Below are 22367 nucleotides of genomic sequence, written 5' to 3'. Positions count from 1 at the left end.
GAAAAATAAAAAAAACCCACCAGCATATCTATTTGAGAGGTTGAAGGCAAAACCTCTTTAAAACGCTGATTTAGAGTTTTGTCTTTTTCATTGCAAATAAACATTATTATTCTCTAAAATTTAGGGCTTTTCCCGCAGCAGTCTTTATATTTTTTACCGCTGCCACAAGGGCACGGGTCGTTTCTTTTTACTCTTTTTTTCTGTTGTTTTGCTTCGAATTCGGCTTTGAGCGCTTCAGTCTGAGCTTCGAGCTGTTTCATAATCTCGTCCATATCTCCCTGCTCTATTTCTTCGGGAATTTCGGGGATGTTTTTTAATATTTCATCTATGTTTTTACCTTTAATGGCGTTCATAAATTCGGCAATGTCCGGATCAATTTCAGGCTGCTGGTATTCTATCTGCAGGTTGTGGAGTATTTTCATACTTTCCACTTTTATTCTCTGAATAAGTTCCTGGAAGAGGTTAAAGCTTTCTTTTTTATATTCAACAAGCGGATCTTTTTGATTGTAACCTCTTAGCCCTATACCCGTTTTTAAAATATCCATCATATAAAGATGATCTCTCCAGCTTTCGTCAAGCACCTGAAGCATAACCTGTCTTTGGATTCTGTTTTTATCTTCAGGCGACGCTTCGGCGAATTTTTTCTCATACTCGTCTTTAAGCTTTTTAATCAGGTATTCTTTAAGGGCTTCGTAATCCTTACCGCTCAGTTCTTCTTTCGTAAATTCCACACCCGTGTATTCTTTAAGGTGTTGTATAAGATTTTCAAGGTCAAAGTCTTCTTCGAGAGAGTGAGGGAATATATCCGCCTCGCTTAAAATATACTCCGCAAATTCCTCTCTTATTTCATTTATTTTAGATTCGATATCGAAATCAGGATCTAAAAGCTGGTCACGGAACGCATATATCACTTTTCTCTGCTCATTTGCGACGTCGTCATATTTTAAGATATGTTTTCTTGCCTCAAAATGCATGGTTTCGACTTTTTTCTGTGCGTTTTCTATCGCACGGCTTACAATTTTACTATCGATATGTTCACCTCTTTCTATTCCGAGCCTGTCCATGATGTTTTTGATTCTGTCGCTTCCGAAAATCCTGAGCAAATCGTCTTCAAGCGATAAATAAAACTGGCTTTCCCCAGGATCTCCCTGACGTCCGGATCTACCCCTTAGCTGATTGTCTATCCTTCTGCTTTCGTGTCTTTCGGTACCTATGATATAAAGTCCTCCGAGTTCTCTTACTTCATCGTCTATTTTAATATCAACACCCCTACCGGCCATATTCGTAGCAACGGTTACGGCGCCTCTTTTTCCGGCTTCGGCGATTATCTGCGCTTCTTTTTCATGGTTTTTTGCATTTAAAACGGTGTGAGGGATTTTTTCTTTTTTTAATAAATGACTTAAATATTCACTTTTTTCCACACTTGTGGTCCCGACTAAAACGGGCTGCCCTTTTTTGTGAAGTTCTTTTATTTTTTTAACGACGGCTTCGAATTTTTCCTCTTCGGTTTTATATACGAGATCGTTTTTGTCTTTTCTTATCACAGGTTTGTTCGTAGGAATGGAAATAACTTCGAGTCCGTATATTTCAATAAATTCAGTCGCTTCGGTCTGTGCGGTACCCGTCATACCCGCAAGTTTTTTATAAAGCCTGAAATAATTCTGGTATGTCGTTTCCGCAAAAGTCTGGGATTCTTCCTGGATTTCTACGCCCTCTTTTGCTTCAAGCGCCTGGTGAAGGCCTTCGCTGAATCTTCTGCCTTCGGCGATTCTTCCCGTAAACTCGTCAACGATTAAAACTTCGCCTTTTCTTACGATATAGTCCTTGCCTTCCTGGAAAAGATAGTTTGCCTTAAGAGCCTGATCGAGATGATGGGCCAAAATAGCGTTTTCCGGGGTATAAAGGTTATCTACTTCAAAGAGTTTTTCGGCTTCTTTAATACCCTCCTCCGTTAAAAGCACGACTTTGTCTTTTTCATCAACGCTGAAGTGTTTGTCTTTTACAAGTTTTTTGGCGACTTCGTCAGCCCTTACATAATCCTCAACCCTCTTATTAGCGGGGCCTGATATAATAAGAGGTGTTCTTGCCTCATCGATTAAAATGGAATCCACTTCGTCCACAATCGCATAATAATGCCCTCTTTGAACTTTGTCGTTTATATCGAAAACCATATTGTCCCTAAGGTAATCAAAACCGAATTCCGTGTTGGTACCGTATGTGATATCTTTGGCATAAGCCTCTTTTCTTTCGTAATCTTCCATACCTCCCACAACGCATCCGGTTGAAAATCCGAAAAATTCGTAAAGTTTTCCCATGTCATTGGCGTCACGCTGTGCGAGGTAGTCGTTAACGGTTACAACATGCACGCCTTTACCGAGTATAGCATTTAAAACCACCGGCAGTGTCGCCACAAGGGTTTTACCCTCACCCGTTTTCATTTCGGCGATTTTACCTTCATGCAGCACCATACCCCCGACAAGCTGTACGTCAAAATGTCTCATACCGAGAACCCGTTTTCCGGCTTCCCTTACCATAGCGAACACGTCGTTTAAATATTTATTTAGCGTTTCCTGCTCATCCGCCCCGTTTTTTATCTCTTCTAAAACCTGATTTTTTATTTTATTAAACTCTTTTTGTATTTCTTCATCACTCATTTTGGAATATTTTTCTTCAAGAGCATTTATATCTTTTACTCTCGCAAAATATTTCTTTAGCTCCCTGTCGTTTTTCGTACCGAAAATTTTCCTGAAAACCTGTTTTACCATTAAAAAAGCCTTTATAAAGTTTTTTGTTATAATAACATAAAATGAATTGAGAATGGAGAATTGGGAATTGAGAATCATTATATTTAACTTGTTATTAATATTTAACCTTTTTGCCTTGAATTTACCGAAATATTTTTCCGCCGATTTTATTCAAAAAATATATTCCGACGGAAAAGTGCTTACATACAAAGGTAAAATATACACCGATTCCAAAAACGTACTTTGGAAGTATACCTATCCCGATGAAAAATATATATGGATTAACGACAAAGTATATGTGTACGAACCGGATCTGTTACAGGTGACGATTTCCAAAAAACCCGAATTTAATCTGTTTAAAGCGCTAAAAAAAGCAAATAAATTAAAAAACAACGAATACGAAGCGGAAATAGACAGTAAAAAAATATATTTCATTTACGGCAACACACTCCAAAAAGCATGGTATACCGATGATGTAGGCAACAAAGTTATAATAACATTTTCAAATCAAAGCGGTAAAAAAATAGAAAGTTCGGTTTTCAAACCGAATTTTCCAAAAGATATAGACGTTATTTATCAGAATTGAGAAGACTTACAAGCTCACTGTGAATAAACGAATTGGATGCGACTATGCATTGGTCGCTAAACATATCAAACTCTTCGCCCCTGTCGTTTGATATTTCGCCTCCGGCTTCTTTTACAATTAAAATCCCGGCACTTACGTCCCAAGGTTTAAGATTAATCTCATAAAACCCTTCGTATTTTCCTTCCGCCACATAGCAAAGATCCAGCGCCGCACTTCCGAGCCTTCTTATATCCTGACATCTCGGCAGTATTTTATGGAGTCTCTTTATTACCAGATTAAGATCATCGGTATTATCCGCACTCGAATACGGGAAACCTGTAGCTATCAGAGCTCTTTGAAAATAATCATTCCCGCTGACATTAATCTTCTTTCCGTTTTTATACGCGCCCTCACCTGCAACCGCAGTATAAAATTCCCCAAGCACCGGATTGTAAACAAAAGCGAATTTAGGTTTTTTGTTTTCATACACGCCTACGCTTATAGCGCAGTGAGGTATCTGATGGGCGAAATTAGTAGTTCCGTCAATAGGATCGATTATAATGGAATTCTCAAATTCATCTTTTACCGACTCTTCGGCAATAATCGAATAATCAAATTTTTTAAACTCTTCTTTTAAAAACTCCTCGATTTTTACATCGTATTCCGTAACTAAATCTTTTTTACCTTTAAGGGTGATTTCTTTGGGGGAATAAAACCCCTCTTTGAAAATCTTCCCGGCTTTTAATATTATTTCTTTAAATCCGTTAAATAATTTTCCATTTTCCATTAAATAATGTCCCATTAAACGTTGTATCCCATCTCTCTTGCAACTTTTTTAATGTTTTCAAGTCTTTTTTCAACCGGCGGATGTGAGCTGAAAAGATCCAAAAGGCCAACTATACCAAATGCTTTCATGTCACTCGGAAGAGCAACCTGCTCTTTTGGGATCTGGCCGAGTTTCGCAAGGGCGTAATATATCCCCCTCGGTCCGTCAAGTTTTACGGCGCCCGCATCAGCTTTATATTCCCTGTATCTGCTAAACCACATTGCAAGCATAGTCGCAAATATGCTCAGCAACATCTCAAGGGCAAAACTTATCGCCATATATGCAAAAGGGCTTACGTTTCCCTCTTCGTCTTTCGGTGCCACAATCTGTGCGATAAGGCGTGAGATGAAAAACACGAATGTGTTTAAAACACCCTGCAACAACGTCATTGTAATCATATCGCCGTGCTTGATGTGGCTTATTTCATGGGCAAGCACGCCTTCGATTTCGTCAAGCTCCATTAAATCGAAAAGACTCGTCGAAACCGCCACAAGGGAGTCGTTTCTGTTCCATCCTGTGGCAAACGCGTTAGGCGGCCCGTCAAACACACCTACTTCGGGCATACCGATGCCCGCCTCCTTTGCAAGCTTTGCCACCGTGTTTACAAGCCATATTTCAGCCTCGTTACTTGGATTTTCGATTACTCTCACCCCCGCACTCATCTTAGCAAGCCACTTGGACATAAACAGCGAAATCAAAGCACCGCTGAATCCCACTACAAATGACAAAATCAACAGACCGCCGATTGTACCCTGATCAAGCCTTATGCCGAAAAACGCTTCGATTAAAAATATCGTAAGATATATCGAAGCCATTACGGCTATATTCATAAGTATCAACATTAAAATTGCCATACTTTATTCTCCTTTACTCAGGCTTTTTTAGTATTATAACTAAAACTTATTGCTTAGTCAATAATTTAACATAAAAATATTAATTTTTCTTTATAACCATCAGATAATATATGGTAACAATCGGAACCGTTACATTCAGTACCGTAACTATTATCATTAATATACCGAGATTCGAATAATCCTGCGGCATTACGATTTGTCCGTTCTCCACGACTTTACGGCTTACTACGAATATTTCATTGAGGTATTTAGTAAATAACCCCCCAGCCGTAAGTGCTAAATTCATAAGAGACGCCATAAGAGCAAACCATGTGGCTCTTTTGCCTTCGGGCGCATATATGGCTATCAACGTAAGAAGGGGAATCATACTAAGCTGTGCGAAAGGCGATTCAAGGGCGGTATCAATTATAGCCACCGTTCTCGGATGAATACCGAGACTCTGGGGTATATTATAATAAAGGCCGATTATCGGTAAAAACAGTATTGTGGTAATAACCGTCAGCCATATAAGCGTATAATGTACGGGCTTTTTGGCGATAAAGTCGCTGAAAAGCCACATCCCGAGAATTGAAAGAACCGCACCTATTTGCGATAAAGTCCCGAAAAACGCCTTGTCGAAATGGAGAATATCTATCTCCCACCATTGCAGCCCGGGACCGACACTCGGCATAGCGCGGTATACGAAAATAATGATTGCAGTTTTAATAATGAAATTTTTTGTTTTAGATTCGATATCTTTTAATAAAAGACTCAGCATATAGACTATAACGCTGAAACTTACCAAAAACACAATCTCCTGGGAATATTTAAAAACAAAAGCAAGTATACGGTTATTCCAGTGCTGATACTGTCCGTAACCCATTAAAACGACAAACACGGCAAAAGCAAGACCGCCGCACAAAATCTTACAGTTTATCGGACTCGGCTTTGCAACATCGAGCTTGACGATTGTCACACCGATAACGGATATAACGGGAATAATAAGTGAAATTTTAAAAATCGTTTCATATGAATAAATCTGTGCAAGCCATCCGCTGAGCCCAGCCACCATAACACCGGCAAGAGATATTGCAAGACGCCCTAATATCTGCACATAGGCGAGCTCTTCTTGTACTATATCCTCCGGCTGGTTTCTGTCAACGACTTCGGTGCTCATCGTATCTGCAACGACATCCTGAAGCACAAATCCTATTACGCTAAGAAGCGCCGATATTATATACACGTTTTCCTTGCTTGCAAACTTAGCCCAGCCGTAATCCCCGGCAAGCCCTATCAAAAGAACGGTACCGAGCGCTATGAGGGAAGCCCCTATATACACATACACCCTTCTTTGCGATCCCAAAATCGGCACGCTGTCCACAAGCTGTCCGAACACCATCTTAATGGTCCAGGGAATACTGAGCCACACCCCCAAACTTACAAGCGCCGTGGCTGAGAGTTTAAGCTCCTCTTTTACCCAAAACGTCTCGGCAACTCCGCTAATACCGCTTGCCCCGTATGCGAAATATATCATCAAAAGGGGCAGATAACGCAGCCTGAAATGTCTTATAGGATTTAAAAGCGAATTTTTTATAGCTTCTTTAACATTTATCATTCTCAACTCTCCATTCTCAATTCTCAATTCTTTTTATTCCCTCATACGCCACTTCAATCATTTTATCGATTTCACCGTAGTTAATTACATACGGCGGCATAAAATAGATAACGTTGCCGAGAGGCCTTAACAGCACCCCATTTTGAAGGGCGTATTCGTATACTTTTAGACCTTTTCTCTCCTGCCACGGATAATCAATCATTTCAACGGCGGTTATCATTCCCGTTTGGCGTATCTCTTTTACATTAGGCAAATCTTTGAATTTTTGTATATTATCCCAAATATATTTCGATTTCCTTTTGTTACTCTCAAGAATATTGTCTTTTTCGAAAAGATCCAAAACGGCATTCGCCGCCGCAATCCCAAGAGGGTTTGCGGTATATGAATGAGAATGCAAAAACGCTTTAAGCTCTTCATAATCGCAGTAAAACGCCATATAAATTTTATCGGTCGTAAGCACCACACTCAAAGGCAGGTAACCTCCTGTCAGTCCTTTGCTAAGACACATAAAATCGGGCTTAATCCCGGCCTGTTCACACGCGAACATACTGCCCGTTCTGCCGAACCCCACAGCTATCTCGTCGGCAATCATTAAAATACCGTACCTATCGCACAGCTCTCTTAGCCCCTTTACAAACAAAGGGGAGTGCATCTTCATATATCCGGCACACTGCACAAGCGGCTCGATTATTAAAGACGATATGTTTTTATGATGTTTTTCAAAAATTTCTTCCGCCTCTTTTAATGCTTTTCGAGCTTCTTCTTCACTTTGATCCTGCGGAATCGGAATAGTTGTATTTTTAATCAGAATTTCTTTATAAGTATCTTTATAAAGTCCCACGTCCCCTACACTCAAAGCGCCTATCGTCTCTCCGTGGTATGAATTTTTAAGGCTTAAAAAAAGTTCCCTTACTTCACCTTTGTTTTTCCAGTAGTGAAAAGCCATTTTTATCGCCACTTCCACCGCACTGCTTCCGTTATCGGCATAAAAAACCTTATCAAATCCCGTCAATCCGCACAGCCTTTCACTCAGCCTCACCGCCCCCTCGTGCGTAAAACCCGCAAAAATAACATGCTCTAAAGTGTTTAACTGTTCGTTTATTTTCCGGTTTATATATTCGTTTGAGTGTCCTAAAATATTTACCCACCAGCTGCTTACGGCGTCTATGTACCTGTTGCCGTCAAAATCTTCAAGCCATACGCCTTTTGCTTTTTTTATAGGAATAAGCGGTAAAAATTCGTGATCTTTCATCTGGGTACAGGGGTGCCAGTTAAAATTTAAATCTTTTTGCATAATTTCCCGGTTTTTCATCGAAAATCCCTTTTTTCAGGCGTTTTTTTTTATTATAATATCAAAAAACGTGAAAAATTTTATACCAAAGGAAAAATATGATAGAATGGATGCAGACACACAGAAAATGGCTGGTTATCACTATATGGATAGCGACAATAGCTTTCATAGGAGCGGGATTTGTTGGATGGGGACAGTTCCAGTTCGGAAGAAAAAGCTCTACCGTGGCTAAAATACAAGACACCGAAGTAAGTATACAGGATGTTCAGGAAGTTTACAACAACCTTTTCGAAGCGAAAAACAAGGAGCTCGGCGGTACTTTGGACGATGCCGCGGCAGAAAAAATGGGACTTAAAAAACAGGCTTTCGACATGGCCGTACAGCAGGGAATATTAAGACAGTACGCAAAAGATTTAGGAATGTACGTCACTGAAAAGGAAATCGCTCTTCAAATATTAAAATATTTCAAAGATAAAAAAACCTATCTGAAATATCTTGCTCAAACGGGTCAAAAAGCTAAAGATTTCGAAGCGAAGCTAAAAAAACAGCTTTTGATTCAAAAACTTTTAACAGCCCTTCATATAACACCTTCACAAACAATTAAACTCGCGTTCGGCAGCGCATTGTATAACAGCGACAACCTTAAAATTCAAATTATCGACAAATCGGAAATAAAAATAAACCTAAAAGAAAACGAAATAAAAGCCTTCTGGGAAAAAAACAGACAAAAATACCAATCACCGACATTATACAAAGTTGCAATCGTTAAAACACCATTTAAAGGTGTCTATACCCAAAAAGATCTTCAGCGGTTTTATAACGAAAACAAAACCTCTTACAGAAACGAAAAAGGCGAAATCCTCACTTTTAACGAGGCAAAAGAAAGGGTGGAAAAAGACTATTTGGCAAAAATAACGAAAAAACCGGCCGTAATTGCCTACAAAAAACTAAAAGAAGGCGCGGAAAACTACCGGCTGATAACGGTACCTTACAAAAACGGAATTATTCCTGAGGAAAAGATGAAACAGCTGATTCAAAACGGCTATCTTAAACCTTTTATACAGCAAAACGAATATATCAGCGCCAAACTTGTGGAGGAAATAAAACCGAAACCTTTACCTTTTGAAAAAGCTAAACCGTTAGTAACAAAAGACTTGACGAATATAAAAGTTCTGCAGACACTCGAACAAAAAGCGAAAGAAGCGTTAAAAAACTTAAACGGCACGGAAACCGGATTTGTAACAAAATACGACGCAAATAAAATAAAAGGTTTAAAACCTGCGGAAGCCACTGAATTTCTGTTTACGGAATTCAGTCTTGAAAAAAATAAAAATTATCTTTTAATACCGGCTTTAAACCCTCAAAAAGCGGTTGTATACCAAATTCTGGAACAGAAGTTGCTGGATAAGGAAAAATATGAAAAAAACAAAAAAGAGATTGCTTTAATGGCTGATGCGGCTTTAAATGCGGCGTTAATTGACGATTTAATTAAAGATTTAATGTCAAAATATAATGTCGTAAGTTATGTAAAATAAAAGGAAAAAAATTGAAATCAATTTTAGCTATTGATGTTGGAAGTTTTAAAACAACGGCGATTATAGCCAATACCGAAGAGGAACTTTCAATAAGCGGGGTGGGAATAGCAAAAAGCAGGGGCATAAAAAAAGGTGCCATAACCAATATCGACGAAGCGGCAAAATCGATCAAACACGCTTTAAGCGACGCAAAAAGAATAGCCGGAATAGAAATAAACAAAGCCGTGGTGTCCATTTCATCAACATACACACAAAGTATAAAAAGCAGCGGCATTGTAAACATACCGGGAAACGAAGTAACGATAAAAGAGATCAACAGGGCGATACAAACAGCCCTTTACAATGCCACCATTCCGAACGACTATGTGGTACTGCAGGCAATTCCGTATGACTTTAAAGTGGACGAACTCAGCGAAATAGAAGATCCGCAGGGTATGAGCGGAAGCAGGCTCGAAGTGTCGCTGCATATAATAATAGCCCAAAAATCAGGTATGGAAAATTTGAAAAAAACTTTCAAACAGGCTGGGGTGGAAATTATTAATATAGTAAACGCCGGGTATGCGAGTGCGCTTGCCGTACTCAACGAAGATGAAAAAGAATTGGGCGTTGCGGTAATAGACATAGGAGCCACAACCTCCGATTTAACCATATTTTTAAACAAAGCTTTAAGATATACCGATTTTTTAGCCGTCGGGAGCCACCATATAACAAGTGATCTTTCAATGGCGCTGCATACCACGCCTGCGGAGGCGGAATATATAAAAACCCACTTCGGGGATTTGATAAAAAACGAAGAAGATTTGATAGAAATTTCAGTAATAGGAAATGAAAACGAAAAACAAAAGGCTTCGCTCAGCACTATAACTCAGGTTATAAGTGCGAGGGTTGAAGAGACTTTCCTGCTTCTAAATAAAGAAATAGAAAGAAGCGGCTTAAAATCGAATCTGGGGGCCGGCATAGTGCTTACCGGTGGTTTTACGAACTTTTACAACGTAAAGGAGATAGCTTCACAGTTTTTCGACGGCAATCCGGTAAGAATAGGAAAACCCAAAATAATAAACGGGCTTGTTGAAAACCTTCAGGCTCCGGAATTCGCAACCGTAATAGGCCTTTTGCTCTACGGAAGCGGAGCTAATAACAAATATGAAAAAGATTCTAATCAACAGTTTAAATCCGAAAGCGTCTTTTTACAGGATTCCGAAGAAAACAAAAAAGACGAAAAAGAAGAATTGGCAAATATAACATTACCTAAACCACAGAAAGTCAATCCGATAAAAAAATTTCTGACGTGGTTACATAATCTATTTTAAGGGGAGAACATGAACGAATTATTTAAAATCAACGAAACAATCGACGGACCGGTAATAAAAGTTATCGGAGTGGGAGGCGGAGGCAATAATATGATAAATTATATAGCCTCCCAAAACATTAAAGGCGTGGAATTAATAGCGGCAAACACTGATATACAGGCTTTAAAAACAAGCAAAGCCCATAAAAAAATACAGCTCGGGGCCAGGCTTACAAACGGCTTAGGCGCCGGTATGAAACCTGAAATAGGCATGCAGGCGGCCGAAGAGACATACGAAGAGATAAAAGAAGTGTTAACGGGGGCCGATTTGGTCTTTATTTCCGCAGGTATGGGAGGGGGAACCGGTACGGGAGCCGCCCCGGTAATCGCAAGAGCGGCAAAAGAGATAGGGGCGCTTACAATAGGCGTCGTTACAAAACCCTTTCCTTTCGAAGGACCGAGAAGAAGGAAACTTGCAGAAAACGGAACTAACGAACTTAAAGAAGAAGCCAATTCAATTGTTGTAATACCAAATGAAAAATTGCTCACCATAATTGATCGAAAAGTTGGAAGAAGAGAAGCTTTCGCCCTGGTTGACGATGTTTTATACCAGGCGGTAGGCGGTATTTCGAATATGGTCATAAGTTACGGAGAAAACGATATAAACGTTGATTTCAACGATCTTAGGACCGTTATGTCCCATCAGGGTCTCGCTTTAATGGGTATGGGCAGGGATCAGGGAGAAAACGCCGCATTCAACGCAATAAAAAAAGCTATAGAGTCTCCTCTGCTTGATAACATATCCATTGACGGAGCTATGGGTGTGCTCGTACACTTCACCCTCCATGACGACTATCCGCTCGCGGAAATCGACGAAGGTATGAATATTGTGTATGAAAAAGCAGATGAAGACGCCGATATAATTTTCGGTACCACAACGGACAATTCCCTTGCACCGGATGAAATAAAAGTAACAATAGTGGCTACGGGGTTTGAAAAAAGCAAAGAATCAAAAAAACCCTCCACAGACATTAAAGAAGAAATAATGCAGTCTTTTACGAAAAAGGTTGTAGGGGGAATCGAACTCGACAGTGACACGCTTGATATACCGGCGTATCTCAGAAGAATGAAAGACTGATTTTTTAAAAAATCATATATAAGGCCGATACGATATAATCGGACACGAATATTAAAATAGAAGCTATAACAACAGAGCGTGTCGTACTTATACCTACACCTTTCGCCCCTCCCCTCGTATTATAACCTATATATGTTCCTACAGCACTGATTAAATAACCGAAAACCAGTCCTTTAATCACACCTTCACCGAAATCTTTTATTTCTCCGTACTGTTTTATATTTTCGATATAGGTGTATCCGTTAACGTCAAGCGCATACACCGATATCAAATACGCCCCTATATTCGCCACTGTATCGAAAAACAAAATTAAAAGCGGCAGGGATATTATCGTTCCTATAATTCTGGGGACAATCAGATACTGCTTTGAATCCACTGCCATTACGTCAAGCGCATCTATCTGTTCCGTAACCCTCATACTTCCGAGTTCCGCAGCATAAGCGCTTATACCCCTGCTTACAACCATCAAAGCCGCAAATACGGGACCCAATTCCTTACAGATAGATATAAAAATCGTATATCCCATAAAATCTTCAACCCCGAATTTATGAAATCCGTTATATAACTGAACCGCTTCAACAAGCCCCGTAAAAAAAGAAGTCAAAAATATCACCCCAAGACTGCCGAAGCCCATAAAATTTATCTGCTCGAAAATCTGTCTGATTCTAAAAGGAGGCTTAAAATACAAAGGAATGAGCTTCAAATGAAATATAGTGAATTTCCCGAGTTCATCTATAAAATCAATGGCGCTTTTACCGATAATATAAAAGAAGTTATTTATCAAAATTAAACCTTTTTTGTTAAAATTATAACAAACTTAAAGCAAAAGGATAAAAATGGCTGAAGAAAAAGAAAATAAAGACGTTCAGGAAGAAAAAAAAGAAGGAGGCAGCAGTAAATTATTATTAATAGTAATTATAGTACTTCTGCTGATACTGCTTATTGTGGGCGGGCTGGTGGCATATTTCCTTTTAAGCGGCGACGAACAGCCGGCGGATCAGCAAGAGCCTCAAAAAATTGAAAAGAAGAAAAAAATAGAAAAAATGACTGAAATCGGTCCCATTTATCCGCTCGACCAGTTTATTGTAAACCTCGTATCAAATAACGCCAACAGATATCTGAAATGCAAAATAGATTTAGAACTGGATTCGCCGGACCTTCAACAGGAAGTAGATAAAAAACTGCCGGCAATCAGGGATTTGATTATAAGAATACTTTCAAGCAAAACGGTGGAAGAAATTCAAACCGCAAAAGGAAAAGAAAAACTTAAAGAGGAAATAAAAAGGAAACTCAACGAAATTTTAACAACAGGTGAAATAAGACATGTATATTTTACGGAGTTTGTCATTCAGTAATGATAGGGATCGATATTGTTTCCGTTTCGAGAATAGATAAAATGATTAACAGGTTCGGGGAAAAAGCTTTAAAAAGATTTTTAAACGATTCGGAAATCGAGCTCGTAAAAACGGCTCAAAGTGCAGCAGGGTTTTGGGCCGCAAAAGAAGCTTTTTCAAAAGCTTTAGGAACAGGCATTGGGGAAGAATGCTCTTTTTTGGATATCGAAATATCGAAAACTTCCAAAGGCAAGCCCTGTTTTACCTCCCTTACAATCGAAAAATTCAACTTGAAACATGCTGATTTGTCTATTTCACATGAAGGGGATTTTGCTGTAGCCGCCGTTATACTTTTAAAAAAAACCGAATAACATTTTACATTTTAATTTTAACATTGTATAATTTCATTCCGAGTCCCCGTAGCTCAGCTGGATAGAGCACCACCCTGCGGAGGTGGGGGTCGTGCGTTCGAATCGCGCCGGGGACGCCAGAAGTTTTGCTTCACCCCCCTAAAATCGATACTTTTAAAAATCAATAAGAGCAAGTGTAAGCTGTTTTCATATATTTTTGTTTTAAAGTGTTATTATTCAACTCAGAATGTTTTATAAAAAATCATAATTAACAGAAGTTCTCTTGATATATCTGCAAAAAATTTCATTATTCATATTTACTGCCAGAAGTACACAATTTTAATTTTGAACAATGTGATTTTTTATTCACATTCAACCGGTAATATACAATCTAAATCAAAAACACTTCTTTATTGTTGTCAAGTACAAATCAAAAATTTACCTTTTTAGCCTGTTTTTTTAAAACATTATATGATGGACAAGTGTATTATCCTTAGTTAATCCGACTTTTCTTCAGAATTGCTTAACAATGATTTAATTTATTGAATCATCTTTTTTAAAAATATAAAAAATGCTATAATTATTTATTGTAATAAAAAAAAAGGAATCAAATGAAAAAAATTTTTCCGTTATTAGTAATTGGCTCATTGATTTTTATAGGTTGTTCGTCAAAAAAACCTACGCCATCAAATACTCCTCAGGTAAGCGGGGAATGTATTATACAAGACAGCAAGGCACCGTTATGGGTTTGTACCGGGGGCGATATCAAAGGATACATAACAGCGGTAGGAAGCGCAAAACCGACACCTCTGGGATTCAGTTTTCAAAGAAGCGAGGCAATGGCCATAGCAAGGGATGAAATAGCAAAACAGATTCAAATAAAAGTTAAAAATATGTTTAAAAACTATATGGCAACAACAGGTGCCAAAACCGATTCGGTAGAAAAAGCTACGGAATACGTATCCAAACAGATTACAAAACAGACTCTCACAGGCTCAAAACAGCTGAATATGTGGATCGCACCGGACAAAACCCTTTTCGTACTTGCCGGAGTGCCTTTAAATGCGGAGAAAGTAAAACAGATAATAAAATCGTCCTTAAACAACAAAGAGGCTTTATGGCAAAAAATTCAGGCGGACAAAGCACAAAAAGAGTTAGACGAAGCGATAGATAAAGAGTTTGGCGGGGTTTAATCCACTGCCTTTTTTTCTTTAATTTAACACATCAGTGTCTGTCACTTTTACACATTAGACCCGGGAGGGCGTTCACGCAGTGACTTTGGGCTCCGCCAAGTCACACGGTGAGGATAGGAGAACCGGTTTAGGGGCGGCATAAGCCGCCGCACACCCCGGCCCTACCGTCTCCTCTAAATTATTGGTTGTAGGGCCCCAAAATGTGCGGGTAGCGACACCTCCCAGGTTGAGTGGAATTTTATCAGAAGATTTAAGTAAAATCAAGTAATCTTTGCGGCTTTTCAATGAACTTTTATTAATATATTTTACCTAATTTTCAATGTTTTTGCAAGATTTACACATTCCGTAACCGAAGGAGTCGAAGGAATATAAATTTCATCTATATATTCAGACAGACAATTTTTCGTTTTATTGCCTATTGCCACTGCTTTTATATTATTAAAACCGTTAATTTTTGAAAAACATATAACCGTCGAAGGCGATGTAAAAATAACAACCGAAGGTTTTTTTAATTTTTCGGCCGGAGTGTTACATACGGTTTCATACACAATCACTTCTTTTAAGGTGTTGTTTATAAACTCTTTTTGAATATCCGAAACGATTTTTTTAGCCCTGAAAAAAAGAAACGTTTTATTTTTATATATCTTATTAATTTCTTTTGCAAATTCGTCACCGTAAGCAGATTTTGCTATATATTCGACACCGCCGCCCAATTTTTCGATTTCTTCAGCCGTTGCTTTTCCAATGGCCAAAGAAGGATATTTTTTCCATTCGTCAGTAAGATTATTAACAGCCCTTACACCGTTTTTAGAAGTAAAAATAAGATAATCAATATTTTCAAAAGAAAAAGAGGGAGAGAGAAAATTTATTTTGATTACCGGATAATTTTCAACTCCGTCAATTTTCTGGTCAGTTAATAAATAGATAGGTAAATCTCCATTCTCCATTCTCAATTCTCAATTAAAAATTATTCCCACTCAATCGTTGCGGGCGGCTTGCTTGAAATATCATAAACGACCCTGTTGATTCCGTCAACTTCGTTGATAATTCTCGTACTTACCCTTTCAAGAAACTCATGAGGCAAATGGCTGAATGTCGCAGTCATACCGTCAGTCGAGCTTACACATCTGATTGCCACGGTATTGTCATACGTTCTGTTATCACCCATAACACCAACGCTTCTGACATTTAAAAGTACCGCAAAAGCCTGCCATACGTCGTTGTATAGTCCCCAGGCTTTAAGTTCCTGAATTAAAATAGCGTCGGCTTCTCTTAAAATATTCAAATCTTCCTCATTAACTTCACCCATAATTCTGATGGCAAGTCCGGGCCCAGGAAACGGATGACGGTAGACAAGCTCGCTCGGAAGACCGAGCTCGATTCCGAGTTTTCTCACTTCATCTTTAAAAAGTTCCCTTAAAGGCTCGATAAGTTCAAACTGCATCCAATCAGGAAGCCCCCCGACATTATGATGAGATTTTATTGTTTTTGAAGGGCCTTTAACGCTAACACTTTCGATAACATCCGGATATAACGTCCCCTGTGCCAGGAATTTTGCGTCTTTGTGTTTTTTTGCCTCTTCGTCAAACACTTCGATAAACGTATGACCGATGATTTTTCTTTTTTCTTCCGGATCTACAACGCCTTTAAGTTTGCTTAAAAACCTGTCCCTCGCATCTACGGTAATCAAAGGAACGTGTAAAACGTTTTTAAAAGCATGCTCAACCTGTTCTCTTTCGTTTTTTCTGAGCAGTCCCGTATCAACAAAAATCGGTACCAGCTTATCACCTATCGCTTCATGTAAAAGCGCCGCTGTAACCGAGCTGTCAACACCGCCGCTAAGAGCGCAGATCACTTTATTATCACCTACCTGCTCACGGATTTTTTTTATCTGTTCTTTTGCAAAATGAGCCATATCCCATTTACTTGTAACACCGCAGACGTTTCTTGCAAAGTTTCTTAAAATTTTCTGCCCTTCAACGGAGTGAGTAACTTCGGGATGAAACTGAATCGCATAAATTTCTTTTTCTTCATTAACGATTGCCGCATACGGTGCGTTTGATGTATGAGCTATCCTTTTAAATCCCGGTGCTAATTTCTCAACCCTGTCGCCGTGGCTCATCCATACGACCGTAGGATTGCTTACATCTTCAAACAGTTTATGAGGCTCGTCTATGAAAAGTTCGGCTTTTCCGTATTCGTGATAGTCGGCTCTTACCACTTCCCCGCCGAAATCGACGGTAATAAGCTGCATACCGTAACAGATTCCGAGTATAGGAAGTCCTAATTCATATATTTCCCTGTCAACCCTGTAAGCGTCCTTTTCATACACACTTGCGGGACCTCCGCTGAAAATGATACCTTTGGGATTTTTTTCTTTTGCCGCTTTAAGACCGTCAAAATAAGGCACAATCTCACTGTATACGCCTTCTTCTCTCAGTCTTCTGGCAATTAACTGCGTATACTGACTGCCGAAATCAAGTATTAATATTTCAACTTGCATTTTACTCCTTTAAATTTTTGCTTATTATTTAATTTCGTAAAACAAAATAATAAACAAAAAAAGGGATTAATAAATCCCCATAATCTCAAACTGCACGTACCAAATCGCTATACTCACGAAATATCCGAGCACTACCGTCCAGGCGTATTTCATATGGCTTCCGAAAGTATAAATTCCCCTCATTCTTCCCATTACACCGACACCTGCGGCACTGCCGAAACTAATCATACTTCCGCCTATACCCGCTGTAAGCGTTACAAGCATCCATTCATCCGCCCCCATCGGAGGATTGGCTTTTAAAATTGCGGCCATTACGGGAACGTTGTCTACAATGGCGCTAATAAACCCTACACCAACATTTCCGTATGTAGGTCCTATAATTTCATAAAGTTTCGTCACATACATAAGCCACCCGAGAAAATAAAGTGCCCCTACAGCAGAAAGAATTCCGAAGAAGAACAGTAACGTATCGTTTTCCACCTTCGCCATATTTACGAATATATTAATATGTTCTTTATGTTTTCTTTTATGATAAAAAGTATAAAGCTGCAAAACGGCAAGACCGAACATCATACCCCACATTGCCGGGAAGTGTAAGAAAATATGTCCGAACACCGCAATAGTAATAGTTAAAATGCCAAGATAGACTATCGTCATACCTCCGGTTTTGATTTCGGTTTTAGGCGTTGTGAGGGCATCGAAATGAGGCTCCCCTTTCGGTACGAAAAGACTCAAAAGCCATGCCGTAAGCAGCCACCCTAAAATAGAAGCCGGAAACAGCGCTAAAAAGTCTATAAATTCGCCTTTTCCTGCAGTCCAAGCCATAAGAGTCGTAATATCACCGAAAGGAGACCATGCACCACCCGCATTTGCGGCAACTACTATATTAATGGCGCCGGGTACCAAAAAATTGATATTGTGTTTGTCAATGGTATAAAGAACCGTCGACAAAATAAGCGCGGTGGTAAGGTTGTCCGCCACCGGAGAAATCCAAAAAGCAAGAGTTCCGGTTATCCAAAAAAGCTTTTTATAACTGTAGCCTCTTGAAATGAGCCTGTATTTTAAAGCATCGAACACCCCCCTTTCGATCAGACTTTCAATATATGTCATAGCCACAAATAAAAAGAAGAATATTTCGGCAATTTCAAGTATCAGTTTCTGCATTTCATGATGAAGAGGAGTCGGATCAAGTCCGTTTACGGCAAAATAGATCCCGATTAACATAAAAGAAAAAGTACCGATAAACAACGCCGGCTTGGCTTTGTTTATTTCAAATTTTTCTTCCGTCGCAATAAAATAATAACCCACGACAAAAATAAGCAGTACCAGATAGCCCACCCATGTATGGGTAAAATCATGAATTAAAATTTCTTCATTCATTTTCATCCTTTCTGTAATGTGCTCCGAGCGATTTTTTTCTTTTAATTGCGGCTTTTACTATTTTCCTTGCCGTTAAAAATCTGAGCTTCGCAAGCCTGCCGAGCTTAGGAAGCGTCCGTTGTATAAATTCAAGAGCCTCTTGCAAACCGCTTTCTTTGCGTATTATACCAACATTTTTCCACATTTGCTCGCGCAGCAGGTTTTTATAATATTTGTCTTTTTCCCTAAAAAGCTCTTCATCATTTATTTCAAACTGAATATCGTCTGTTTTAACACCGTTTTTTAAAATATCCTCCGCAGCCCTTTTCGCGAAAACAAAACATTCAAGCAAAGAATTGCTCGCAAGCCTGTTGGCTCCGTGCACGCCGGTATTGGCCACCTCACCCACCGCATAAAGATTTTCAAAACCTTCGATTTTAGAGTTGCCGTCTACGGCAATTCCCCCCATAAAATAATGAAACGCCGGTGAAATAGGGATCTTTTCATAAGGAACCTTTATATCGTAATCTCTCAGTTTATTGTAAATTGTGGGAAACCTGTTTTTAAAAAACTCTTCTTCAAACATACTGACATCAAGAAAAACTTTATGGCCTTTTTGCTGGTGTTTAAATATCGCACGGCTTACGATGTCCCGTCCCGCAAGCTCGCCTCTTTCATCGTAATCAAACACGAATCTGTCACCTTTTTCATCCACAATCCAGGCGCCTTCGCCTCTTAACGCCTCCGTTAAAAGCATTTTTTGAGAAGTTTTCATTTCTATAAAAACCGTGGGATGGAACTGTGTCATTTCCATATCTCTGAGTTTAATCCCCTTTTCAACCGCAATACCCTGAATATCCCCCGAAATAGTACGCGCATTCGTATCGTATTTATACAAAGCCCCTATTCCACCGCTCGCAATTACGACATTATGCGCATATACATTAAATTTTTTCCCGTTTTTTAAAACGGAAACGCCGTACGCTTTGTCGTCTTTAATTAAAATATCGAAAACCGCCGCCTCATCAAGAAGAAAACTTTTGTCTTTTTTGAATAAAAACTTATGAAGCTCCCTTCCGGTAGCGTCACCACCGGCATGATAAACCCTGTGCACGCTGTGTGCTGCCTCTTTAGTGATTTCAGGGTCAAATTTAAAACCGTAACTCATTATTTCTTCTTTAAGTTTTAAAGAAAGTTTACTTAAAATTTCCACCATCTCTTTTTTGTTGTGAAAAACACCGGCTTTAAGCGTATCTTCTATATGAACGGGTATGTCGGTTTCGTCAAGCGCCATCGTCACACCGCCCTGGGCGTAGAAACTGTTGGCATCCCACACCTGATTTTTTGTAACGATTAACGTTTTAAACCCGTTGTCATTCAAAAATTTCGCACACCAGATTCCGGCAATCCCGCTGCCTATAATAACCGCATCAAATTTCATATGACTCCTATCTTATGTTAAAAGTTGAATTTATCTCCAAAATCTGTAAATCGCTCTGATTCACTTCTTTATTTTGTTCAGTCCCCGGCCATACGGGATCGGCTTTATATCCGCAACCCGTTAAAAAAAACGTTATAATAACAATATGAAAAAAGCGAAACAAATAATCGGTCATTTATTAAATCCTTATTCGGACGATATTGAAAAACAGCGTTGTTTAAAAAAAATTATATCATTACTCCCCCCAAAATACAACAAATACATTACTTCCTGTCAGTTAAAAGGGGAAATTTTATTTTTCAACGTATCCCATCAGGCTGTAAAACAGGAACTTTATTACAACAAAAACCTGATATTTTCAATAATAAAAACCATGCACAGTGTAAATATGTGCTTAAAAATAAAACCTAAAAAAATAATAACCAACTACAGATACAATCCGAAACCGAAAACACCCGGAATTTATAAATTTTATATCAAACCTGCGGGAAATTTCGAAATAAAAGCAAAGAAAAAAAAGGTAAGGGAAAAATTCGAAGAAATAAAAAATTTACTCAAAAGTAATTGAATTTTCCTCAAGCAATTTCTTAGCTTTTTGCAAAAGGGCGGTGTTTATTTTGAAAATAAAACTCCCTTTGCTTTCGCTGTTTAAAGTGTAACAGTATTCTATATTAATGCCGTTGTCACTGAAAAGGCTTACTATTTTATTCAAAGCTCCGATTTCATCGTCAATTTCAACCTTGAGCACATCCGTAAGAGTAAGTGAAAATCCGCTTTTTTCTATTGCTTCGCAGGCTTTTACTATATTGTCGGTAATAAGCCTTAAAATACCGAAATCGCTTGACTCTACGAGATCGACGGCTTTAACGGAAATATTCTCCTGTGCCAAAGCCGATGTTATTTCTTTTAATTTACCCGGTTTTTTCTCCAAAAAAATGGATATCTGTTTCATTTCATTTCCTTTAAGTTTGTCTTTTTTATCCGTTTTTATTTTCTTTTATCAATAATTCTGACGGCTTTTCCCATACTTCTTTCTATACTTTTAGGTTCCACCAAAATAACATTTGCATTAATATACAGATTGTTTAAAAGGGCCTGCTGAAGATCTTTTTTTATTCTTTCAAGCGCGGCGACATTATCCATCATAATATCGTCACTCACTTCCACCAAAATTTCAAGTTTGTCAAGATGTCCTTTTTTATCCGCCACTATATGGTAATTAAGGGTTACTCCTTCCGTATTTGCTATTATATGTTCCACCTGTGAAGGATATACGTTTACCCCGTTGATAATAAGCATATCATCGGCACGGCCGAGTACGCTTTCCATTCTTACAAACGTTCTTCCGCACGCACACGGTTCTCTGTAAAGTCTTGTAATATCGCCTGTGCGGTATCTGATAATAGGAAGCGCCTGTTTTGTAAGGGTTGTAATTACAAGTTCACCCTCTTCCCCGTCGGGAAGCACTTCCCCCGTTTTAGGATCGATTATCTCCGGATAAAAATGATCTTCTTGTATATGAAGCCCTCTTCCTTTATTACAGCTGCAGCTCACACCAGGACCAATAATTTCACTTAGTCCGTATACTTCGTAATAGTCGATGTCCCACGCTTCCGCAACCTCTTTTCTTAATCCCTCACTTGTAGGCTCCGCCCCGAAAAATCCGCATCTGAGTTTATAGTCTTTTCTGAAATCAGGCCCAGCCGCTCTTGCCTTTTCCGCCAAATGAAGAGCAAACGAAGGTGTGGCGAATAATACGGTTGCACCGAAATCGCGCATAAGCATAAGCTGCCTGTCGGTAAATCCTCCGCTTGCGGGAACTATCGCCGCCCCTATTTTCTGAGCCGCCTCGTGAAATCCGAGCCCTCCTGTAAACAGCCCGTATCCGTAAGCGTTATGGCATACGTCTTTTGAATTGACATCCCCCATTGAAAGACATCTCATCATAACCTCATCCCACACTTCCATATCGTGCTGTGTATATCCCACAACAGTAGGTTTACCGGTTGTTCCGGAAGATGAATGAATTCTTACAACTTCACTCATCGGAACGGTAAAAAGTCCGAAAGGATAATTGTCCCTTAAATCCTGCTTTTTGGTAAACGGAAGTTTTTGAATGTCTTCAAGAGATTTAATATCATCCGGCGTAATACCGAGTTCGTCAAACTTCTGCTTGTAAAAAGGACTCAGTGCGTAAACCCTTGTTACCACATCTTTTAATCTTTTTAACTGAACTTTTTCAATTTCTTCCCTGCTTGCACTTTCTATTTTATTCCATATCATTTTTTCCTCCTTTTGTTTTTATATCGAATATTTTTTTACATAAATATTTAATTCTCAATTTTGAATTTT

The 22367-nt window shown here is 38.9% G+C and carries 20 protein-coding genes and 1 tRNA gene; 9 read left to right on the top strand and 12 right to left on the bottom strand.

The genetic code is table 11. The features are described from left to right. Positions 1-113 precede the first annotated feature (113 nt). Positions 114-2765 carry a preprotein translocase subunit SecA gene (secA, locus tag ACXJIE_RS05690; protein ID WP_456480002.1) on the bottom strand — a complete coding sequence of 884 codons (2652 nt, stop codon included), beginning with the start codon at positions 2763-2765 and terminating at the stop codon, positions 114-116. Between the two features lie 52 nt (positions 2766-2817). On the opposite strand from secA, the gene lolA reads away from it, so the two are divergent. Then, a complete protein-coding gene (lolA, locus tag ACXJIE_RS05685; RefSeq protein ID WP_456480001.1) occupies positions 2818-3330 on the top strand; it encodes a LolA-like outer membrane lipoprotein chaperone in 513 nt (170 codons plus the stop codon). Here the strand turns inward: lolA and ACXJIE_RS05680 are convergent. From ACXJIE_RS05680 to ACXJIE_RS05665, 4 genes are all read right to left on the bottom strand, one after another. Continuing rightward, the gene (locus tag ACXJIE_RS05680; RefSeq protein ID WP_456480000.1) at positions 3314-4096 is read right to left on the bottom strand and encodes an inositol monophosphatase family protein; all 783 of its coding nucleotides are present in this window, start codon (positions 4094-4096) and stop codon (positions 3314-3316) included. The two genes, lolA and ACXJIE_RS05680, sit on opposite strands and share 17 nt — an antisense overlap. Positions 4097-4110: 14 nt before the next feature. After that, the gene (htpX, locus tag ACXJIE_RS05675; protein ID WP_456479999.1) at positions 4111-4989 is read right to left on the bottom strand and encodes a protease HtpX; all 879 of its coding nucleotides are present in this window, start codon (positions 4987-4989) and stop codon (positions 4111-4113) included. Between the two features lie 79 nt (positions 4990-5068). Further along, positions 5069-6583 (bottom strand): MFS transporter, encoded by a 1515-nt coding sequence (locus tag ACXJIE_RS05670; RefSeq protein WP_456479998.1) that lies wholly within the window; start codon positions 6581-6583, stop codon positions 5069-5071. Positions 6584-6599: 16 nt separating this feature from the next. After that, the gene (locus tag ACXJIE_RS05665) at positions 6600-7895 is read right to left on the bottom strand and encodes an adenosylmethionine--8-amino-7-oxononanoate transaminase (RefSeq protein WP_456479997.1); all 1296 of its coding nucleotides are present in this window, start codon (positions 7893-7895) and stop codon (positions 6600-6602) included. Between the two features lie 77 nt (positions 7896-7972). Here ACXJIE_RS05665 and ACXJIE_RS05660 point away from each other — a divergent pair, with 77 nt between their 5' ends. From ACXJIE_RS05660 to ftsZ, 3 genes are read left to right on the top strand one after another with little or no spacing between them, the layout of a single operon-like run. Beyond that, entirely contained in the window at positions 7973-9409 is a 1437-nt protein-coding gene (locus tag ACXJIE_RS05660; RefSeq protein WP_456479996.1) for a peptidylprolyl isomerase, read from the top strand. A gap of 11 nt (positions 9410-9420) precedes the next feature. Further along, entirely contained in the window at positions 9421-10719 is a 1299-nt protein-coding gene (ftsA, locus tag ACXJIE_RS05655; protein WP_456479995.1) for a cell division protein FtsA, read from the top strand. Between the two features lie 9 nt (positions 10720-10728). Continuing rightward, on the top strand, positions 10729-11835 hold the full coding sequence (gene ftsZ / locus ACXJIE_RS05650) for a cell division protein FtsZ (RefSeq protein WP_456479994.1): 1107 nt from the start codon (positions 10729-10731) through the stop codon (positions 11833-11835). Positions 11836-11839: 4 nt separating this feature from the next. On the opposite strand, the gene ACXJIE_RS05645 is transcribed toward ftsZ, so the two are convergent. Continuing rightward, positions 11840-12619, bottom strand: coding sequence for an MlaE family ABC transporter permease (locus ACXJIE_RS05645; RefSeq protein WP_456479993.1), 780 nt, complete (start codon positions 12617-12619; stop codon positions 11840-11842). 52 nt (positions 12620-12671) lie between these two features. On the opposite strand from ACXJIE_RS05645, the gene fliL reads away from it, so the two are divergent. From fliL to ACXJIE_RS05625, 4 genes are all read left to right on the top strand, one after another. Next, the gene (gene fliL / locus ACXJIE_RS05640; RefSeq protein ID WP_456479992.1) at positions 12672-13190 is read left to right on the top strand and encodes a flagellar basal body-associated protein FliL; all 519 of its coding nucleotides are present in this window, start codon (positions 12672-12674) and stop codon (positions 13188-13190) included. Further along, the gene (gene acpS, locus ACXJIE_RS05635) at positions 13190-13540 is read left to right on the top strand and encodes a holo-ACP synthase (protein ID WP_456479991.1); all 351 of its coding nucleotides are present in this window, start codon (positions 13190-13192) and stop codon (positions 13538-13540) included. Before fliL ends, acpS begins: the two co-directional genes overlap by 1 nt. A 42-nt stretch (positions 13541-13582) precedes the next feature. Continuing rightward, positions 13583-13659: transfer RNA gene (locus ACXJIE_RS05630), tRNA-Arg, on the top strand. A gap of 471 nt (positions 13660-14130) precedes the next feature. Continuing rightward, positions 14131-14712: an LPP20 family lipoprotein gene (locus ACXJIE_RS05625; RefSeq protein WP_456479990.1), complete on the top strand. Its 582-nt coding sequence runs from the start codon at positions 14131-14133 to the stop codon at positions 14710-14712. Positions 14713-15017: 305 nt separating this feature from the next. On the opposite strand, the gene ACXJIE_RS05620 is transcribed toward ACXJIE_RS05625, so the two are convergent. The 4 genes from ACXJIE_RS05620 to ACXJIE_RS05605 form a co-directional block, all read right to left on the bottom strand. Next, positions 15018-15659 carry a uroporphyrinogen-III synthase gene (locus ACXJIE_RS05620; RefSeq protein WP_456479989.1) on the bottom strand — a complete coding sequence of 214 codons (642 nt, stop codon included), beginning with the start codon at positions 15657-15659 and terminating at the stop codon, positions 15018-15020. Positions 15660-15679: 20 nt separating this feature from the next. Next, the gene (gene guaA, locus ACXJIE_RS05615) at positions 15680-17215 is read right to left on the bottom strand and encodes a glutamine-hydrolyzing GMP synthase (protein ID WP_456479988.1); all 1536 of its coding nucleotides are present in this window, start codon (positions 17213-17215) and stop codon (positions 15680-15682) included. A 66-nt stretch (positions 17216-17281) separates the two neighbouring features. Then, on the bottom strand, positions 17282-18595 hold the full coding sequence (gene nhaD, locus ACXJIE_RS05610) for a sodium:proton antiporter NhaD (protein WP_456479987.1): 1314 nt from the start codon (positions 18593-18595) through the stop codon (positions 17282-17284). Further along, positions 18588-20015, bottom strand: coding sequence for an L-aspartate oxidase (locus tag ACXJIE_RS05605; protein ID WP_456479986.1), 1428 nt, complete (start codon positions 20013-20015; stop codon positions 18588-18590). The genes nhaD and ACXJIE_RS05605 overlap by 8 nt, the downstream gene beginning before the upstream one ends. 145 nt (positions 20016-20160) lie before the next feature. On the opposite strand from ACXJIE_RS05605, the gene ACXJIE_RS05600 reads away from it, so the two are divergent. Further along, a complete protein-coding gene (locus ACXJIE_RS05600) occupies positions 20161-20583 on the top strand; it encodes a hypothetical protein (protein WP_456479985.1) in 423 nt (140 codons plus the stop codon). On the opposite strand, the gene ACXJIE_RS05595 is transcribed toward ACXJIE_RS05600, so the two are convergent. Then, positions 20566-20967, bottom strand: a complete 402-nt coding sequence (locus ACXJIE_RS05595) for an ACT domain-containing protein (RefSeq protein WP_456479984.1) — start codon at positions 20965-20967, stop codon at positions 20566-20568. The genes ACXJIE_RS05600 and ACXJIE_RS05595 overlap by 18 nt on opposite strands. A gap of 35 nt (positions 20968-21002) precedes the next feature. Then, the gene (locus ACXJIE_RS05590; RefSeq protein WP_456479983.1) at positions 21003-22298 is read right to left on the bottom strand and encodes a phenylacetate--CoA ligase family protein; all 1296 of its coding nucleotides are present in this window, start codon (positions 22296-22298) and stop codon (positions 21003-21005) included. Between the last annotated feature and the right edge of the window lie 69 nt (positions 22299-22367).

Source organism: Nautilia sp. (assembly GCF_053994455.1).
Note: the sequence above shows the minus strand (reverse complement) of the source record. Positions and strands in the feature narration are given on the sequence as shown.

What these genes read in the sequence shown, in the direction of transcription:
- secA (WP_456480002.1), bottom strand. Translation starts at nt 2,765, where the DNA reads ATGGTAAAACAGGTTTTCAGGAAAATTTTCGGTACGAAAAACGACAGG.
- lolA (WP_456480001.1), top strand. Translation starts at nt 2,818, where the DNA reads ATGGAGAATTGGGAATTGAGAATCATTATATTTAACTTGTTATTAATA.
- ACXJIE_RS05680 (WP_456480000.1), bottom strand. Translation starts at nt 4,096, where the DNA reads ATGGAAAATGGAAAATTATTTAACGGATTTAAAGAAATAATATTAAAA.
- htpX (WP_456479999.1), bottom strand. Translation starts at nt 4,989, where the DNA reads ATGGCAATTTTAATGTTGATACTTATGAATATAGCCGTAATGGCTTCG.
- ACXJIE_RS05670 (WP_456479998.1), bottom strand. Translation starts at nt 6,583, where the DNA reads ATGATAAATGTTAAAGAAGCTATAAAAAATTCGCTTTTAAATCCTATA.
- ACXJIE_RS05665 (WP_456479997.1), bottom strand. Translation starts at nt 7,895, where the DNA reads ATGAAAAACCGGGAAATTATGCAAAAAGATTTAAATTTTAACTGGCAC.
- ACXJIE_RS05660 (WP_456479996.1), top strand. Translation starts at nt 7,973, where the DNA reads ATGATAGAATGGATGCAGACACACAGAAAATGGCTGGTTATCACTATA.
- ftsZ (WP_456479994.1), top strand. Translation starts at nt 10,729, where the DNA reads ATGAACGAATTATTTAAAATCAACGAAACAATCGACGGACCGGTAATA.
- fliL (WP_456479992.1), top strand. Translation starts at nt 12,672, where the DNA reads ATGGCTGAAGAAAAAGAAAATAAAGACGTTCAGGAAGAAAAAAAAGAA.
- acpS (WP_456479991.1), top strand. Translation starts at nt 13,190, where the DNA reads ATGATAGGGATCGATATTGTTTCCGTTTCGAGAATAGATAAAATGATT.
- ACXJIE_RS05625 (WP_456479990.1), top strand. Translation starts at nt 14,131, where the DNA reads ATGAAAAAAATTTTTCCGTTATTAGTAATTGGCTCATTGATTTTTATA.
- ACXJIE_RS05620 (WP_456479989.1), bottom strand. Translation starts at nt 15,659, where the DNA reads ATGGAGAATGGAGATTTACCTATCTATTTATTAACTGACCAGAAAATT.
- guaA (WP_456479988.1), bottom strand. Translation starts at nt 17,215, where the DNA reads ATGCAAGTTGAAATATTAATACTTGATTTCGGCAGTCAGTATACGCAG.
- nhaD (WP_456479987.1), bottom strand. Translation starts at nt 18,595, where the DNA reads ATGAATGAAGAAATTTTAATTCATGATTTTACCCATACATGGGTGGGC.
- ACXJIE_RS05605 (WP_456479986.1), bottom strand. Translation starts at nt 20,015, where the DNA reads ATGAAATTTGATGCGGTTATTATAGGCAGCGGGATTGCCGGAATCTGG.
- ACXJIE_RS05600 (WP_456479985.1), top strand. Translation starts at nt 20,161, where the DNA reads ATGAAAAAAGCGAAACAAATAATCGGTCATTTATTAAATCCTTATTCG.
- ACXJIE_RS05595 (WP_456479984.1), bottom strand. Translation starts at nt 20,967, where the DNA reads ATGAAACAGATATCCATTTTTTTGGAGAAAAAACCGGGTAAATTAAAA.
- ACXJIE_RS05590 (WP_456479983.1), bottom strand. Translation starts at nt 22,298, where the DNA reads ATGATATGGAATAAAATAGAAAGTGCAAGCAGGGAAGAAATTGAAAAA.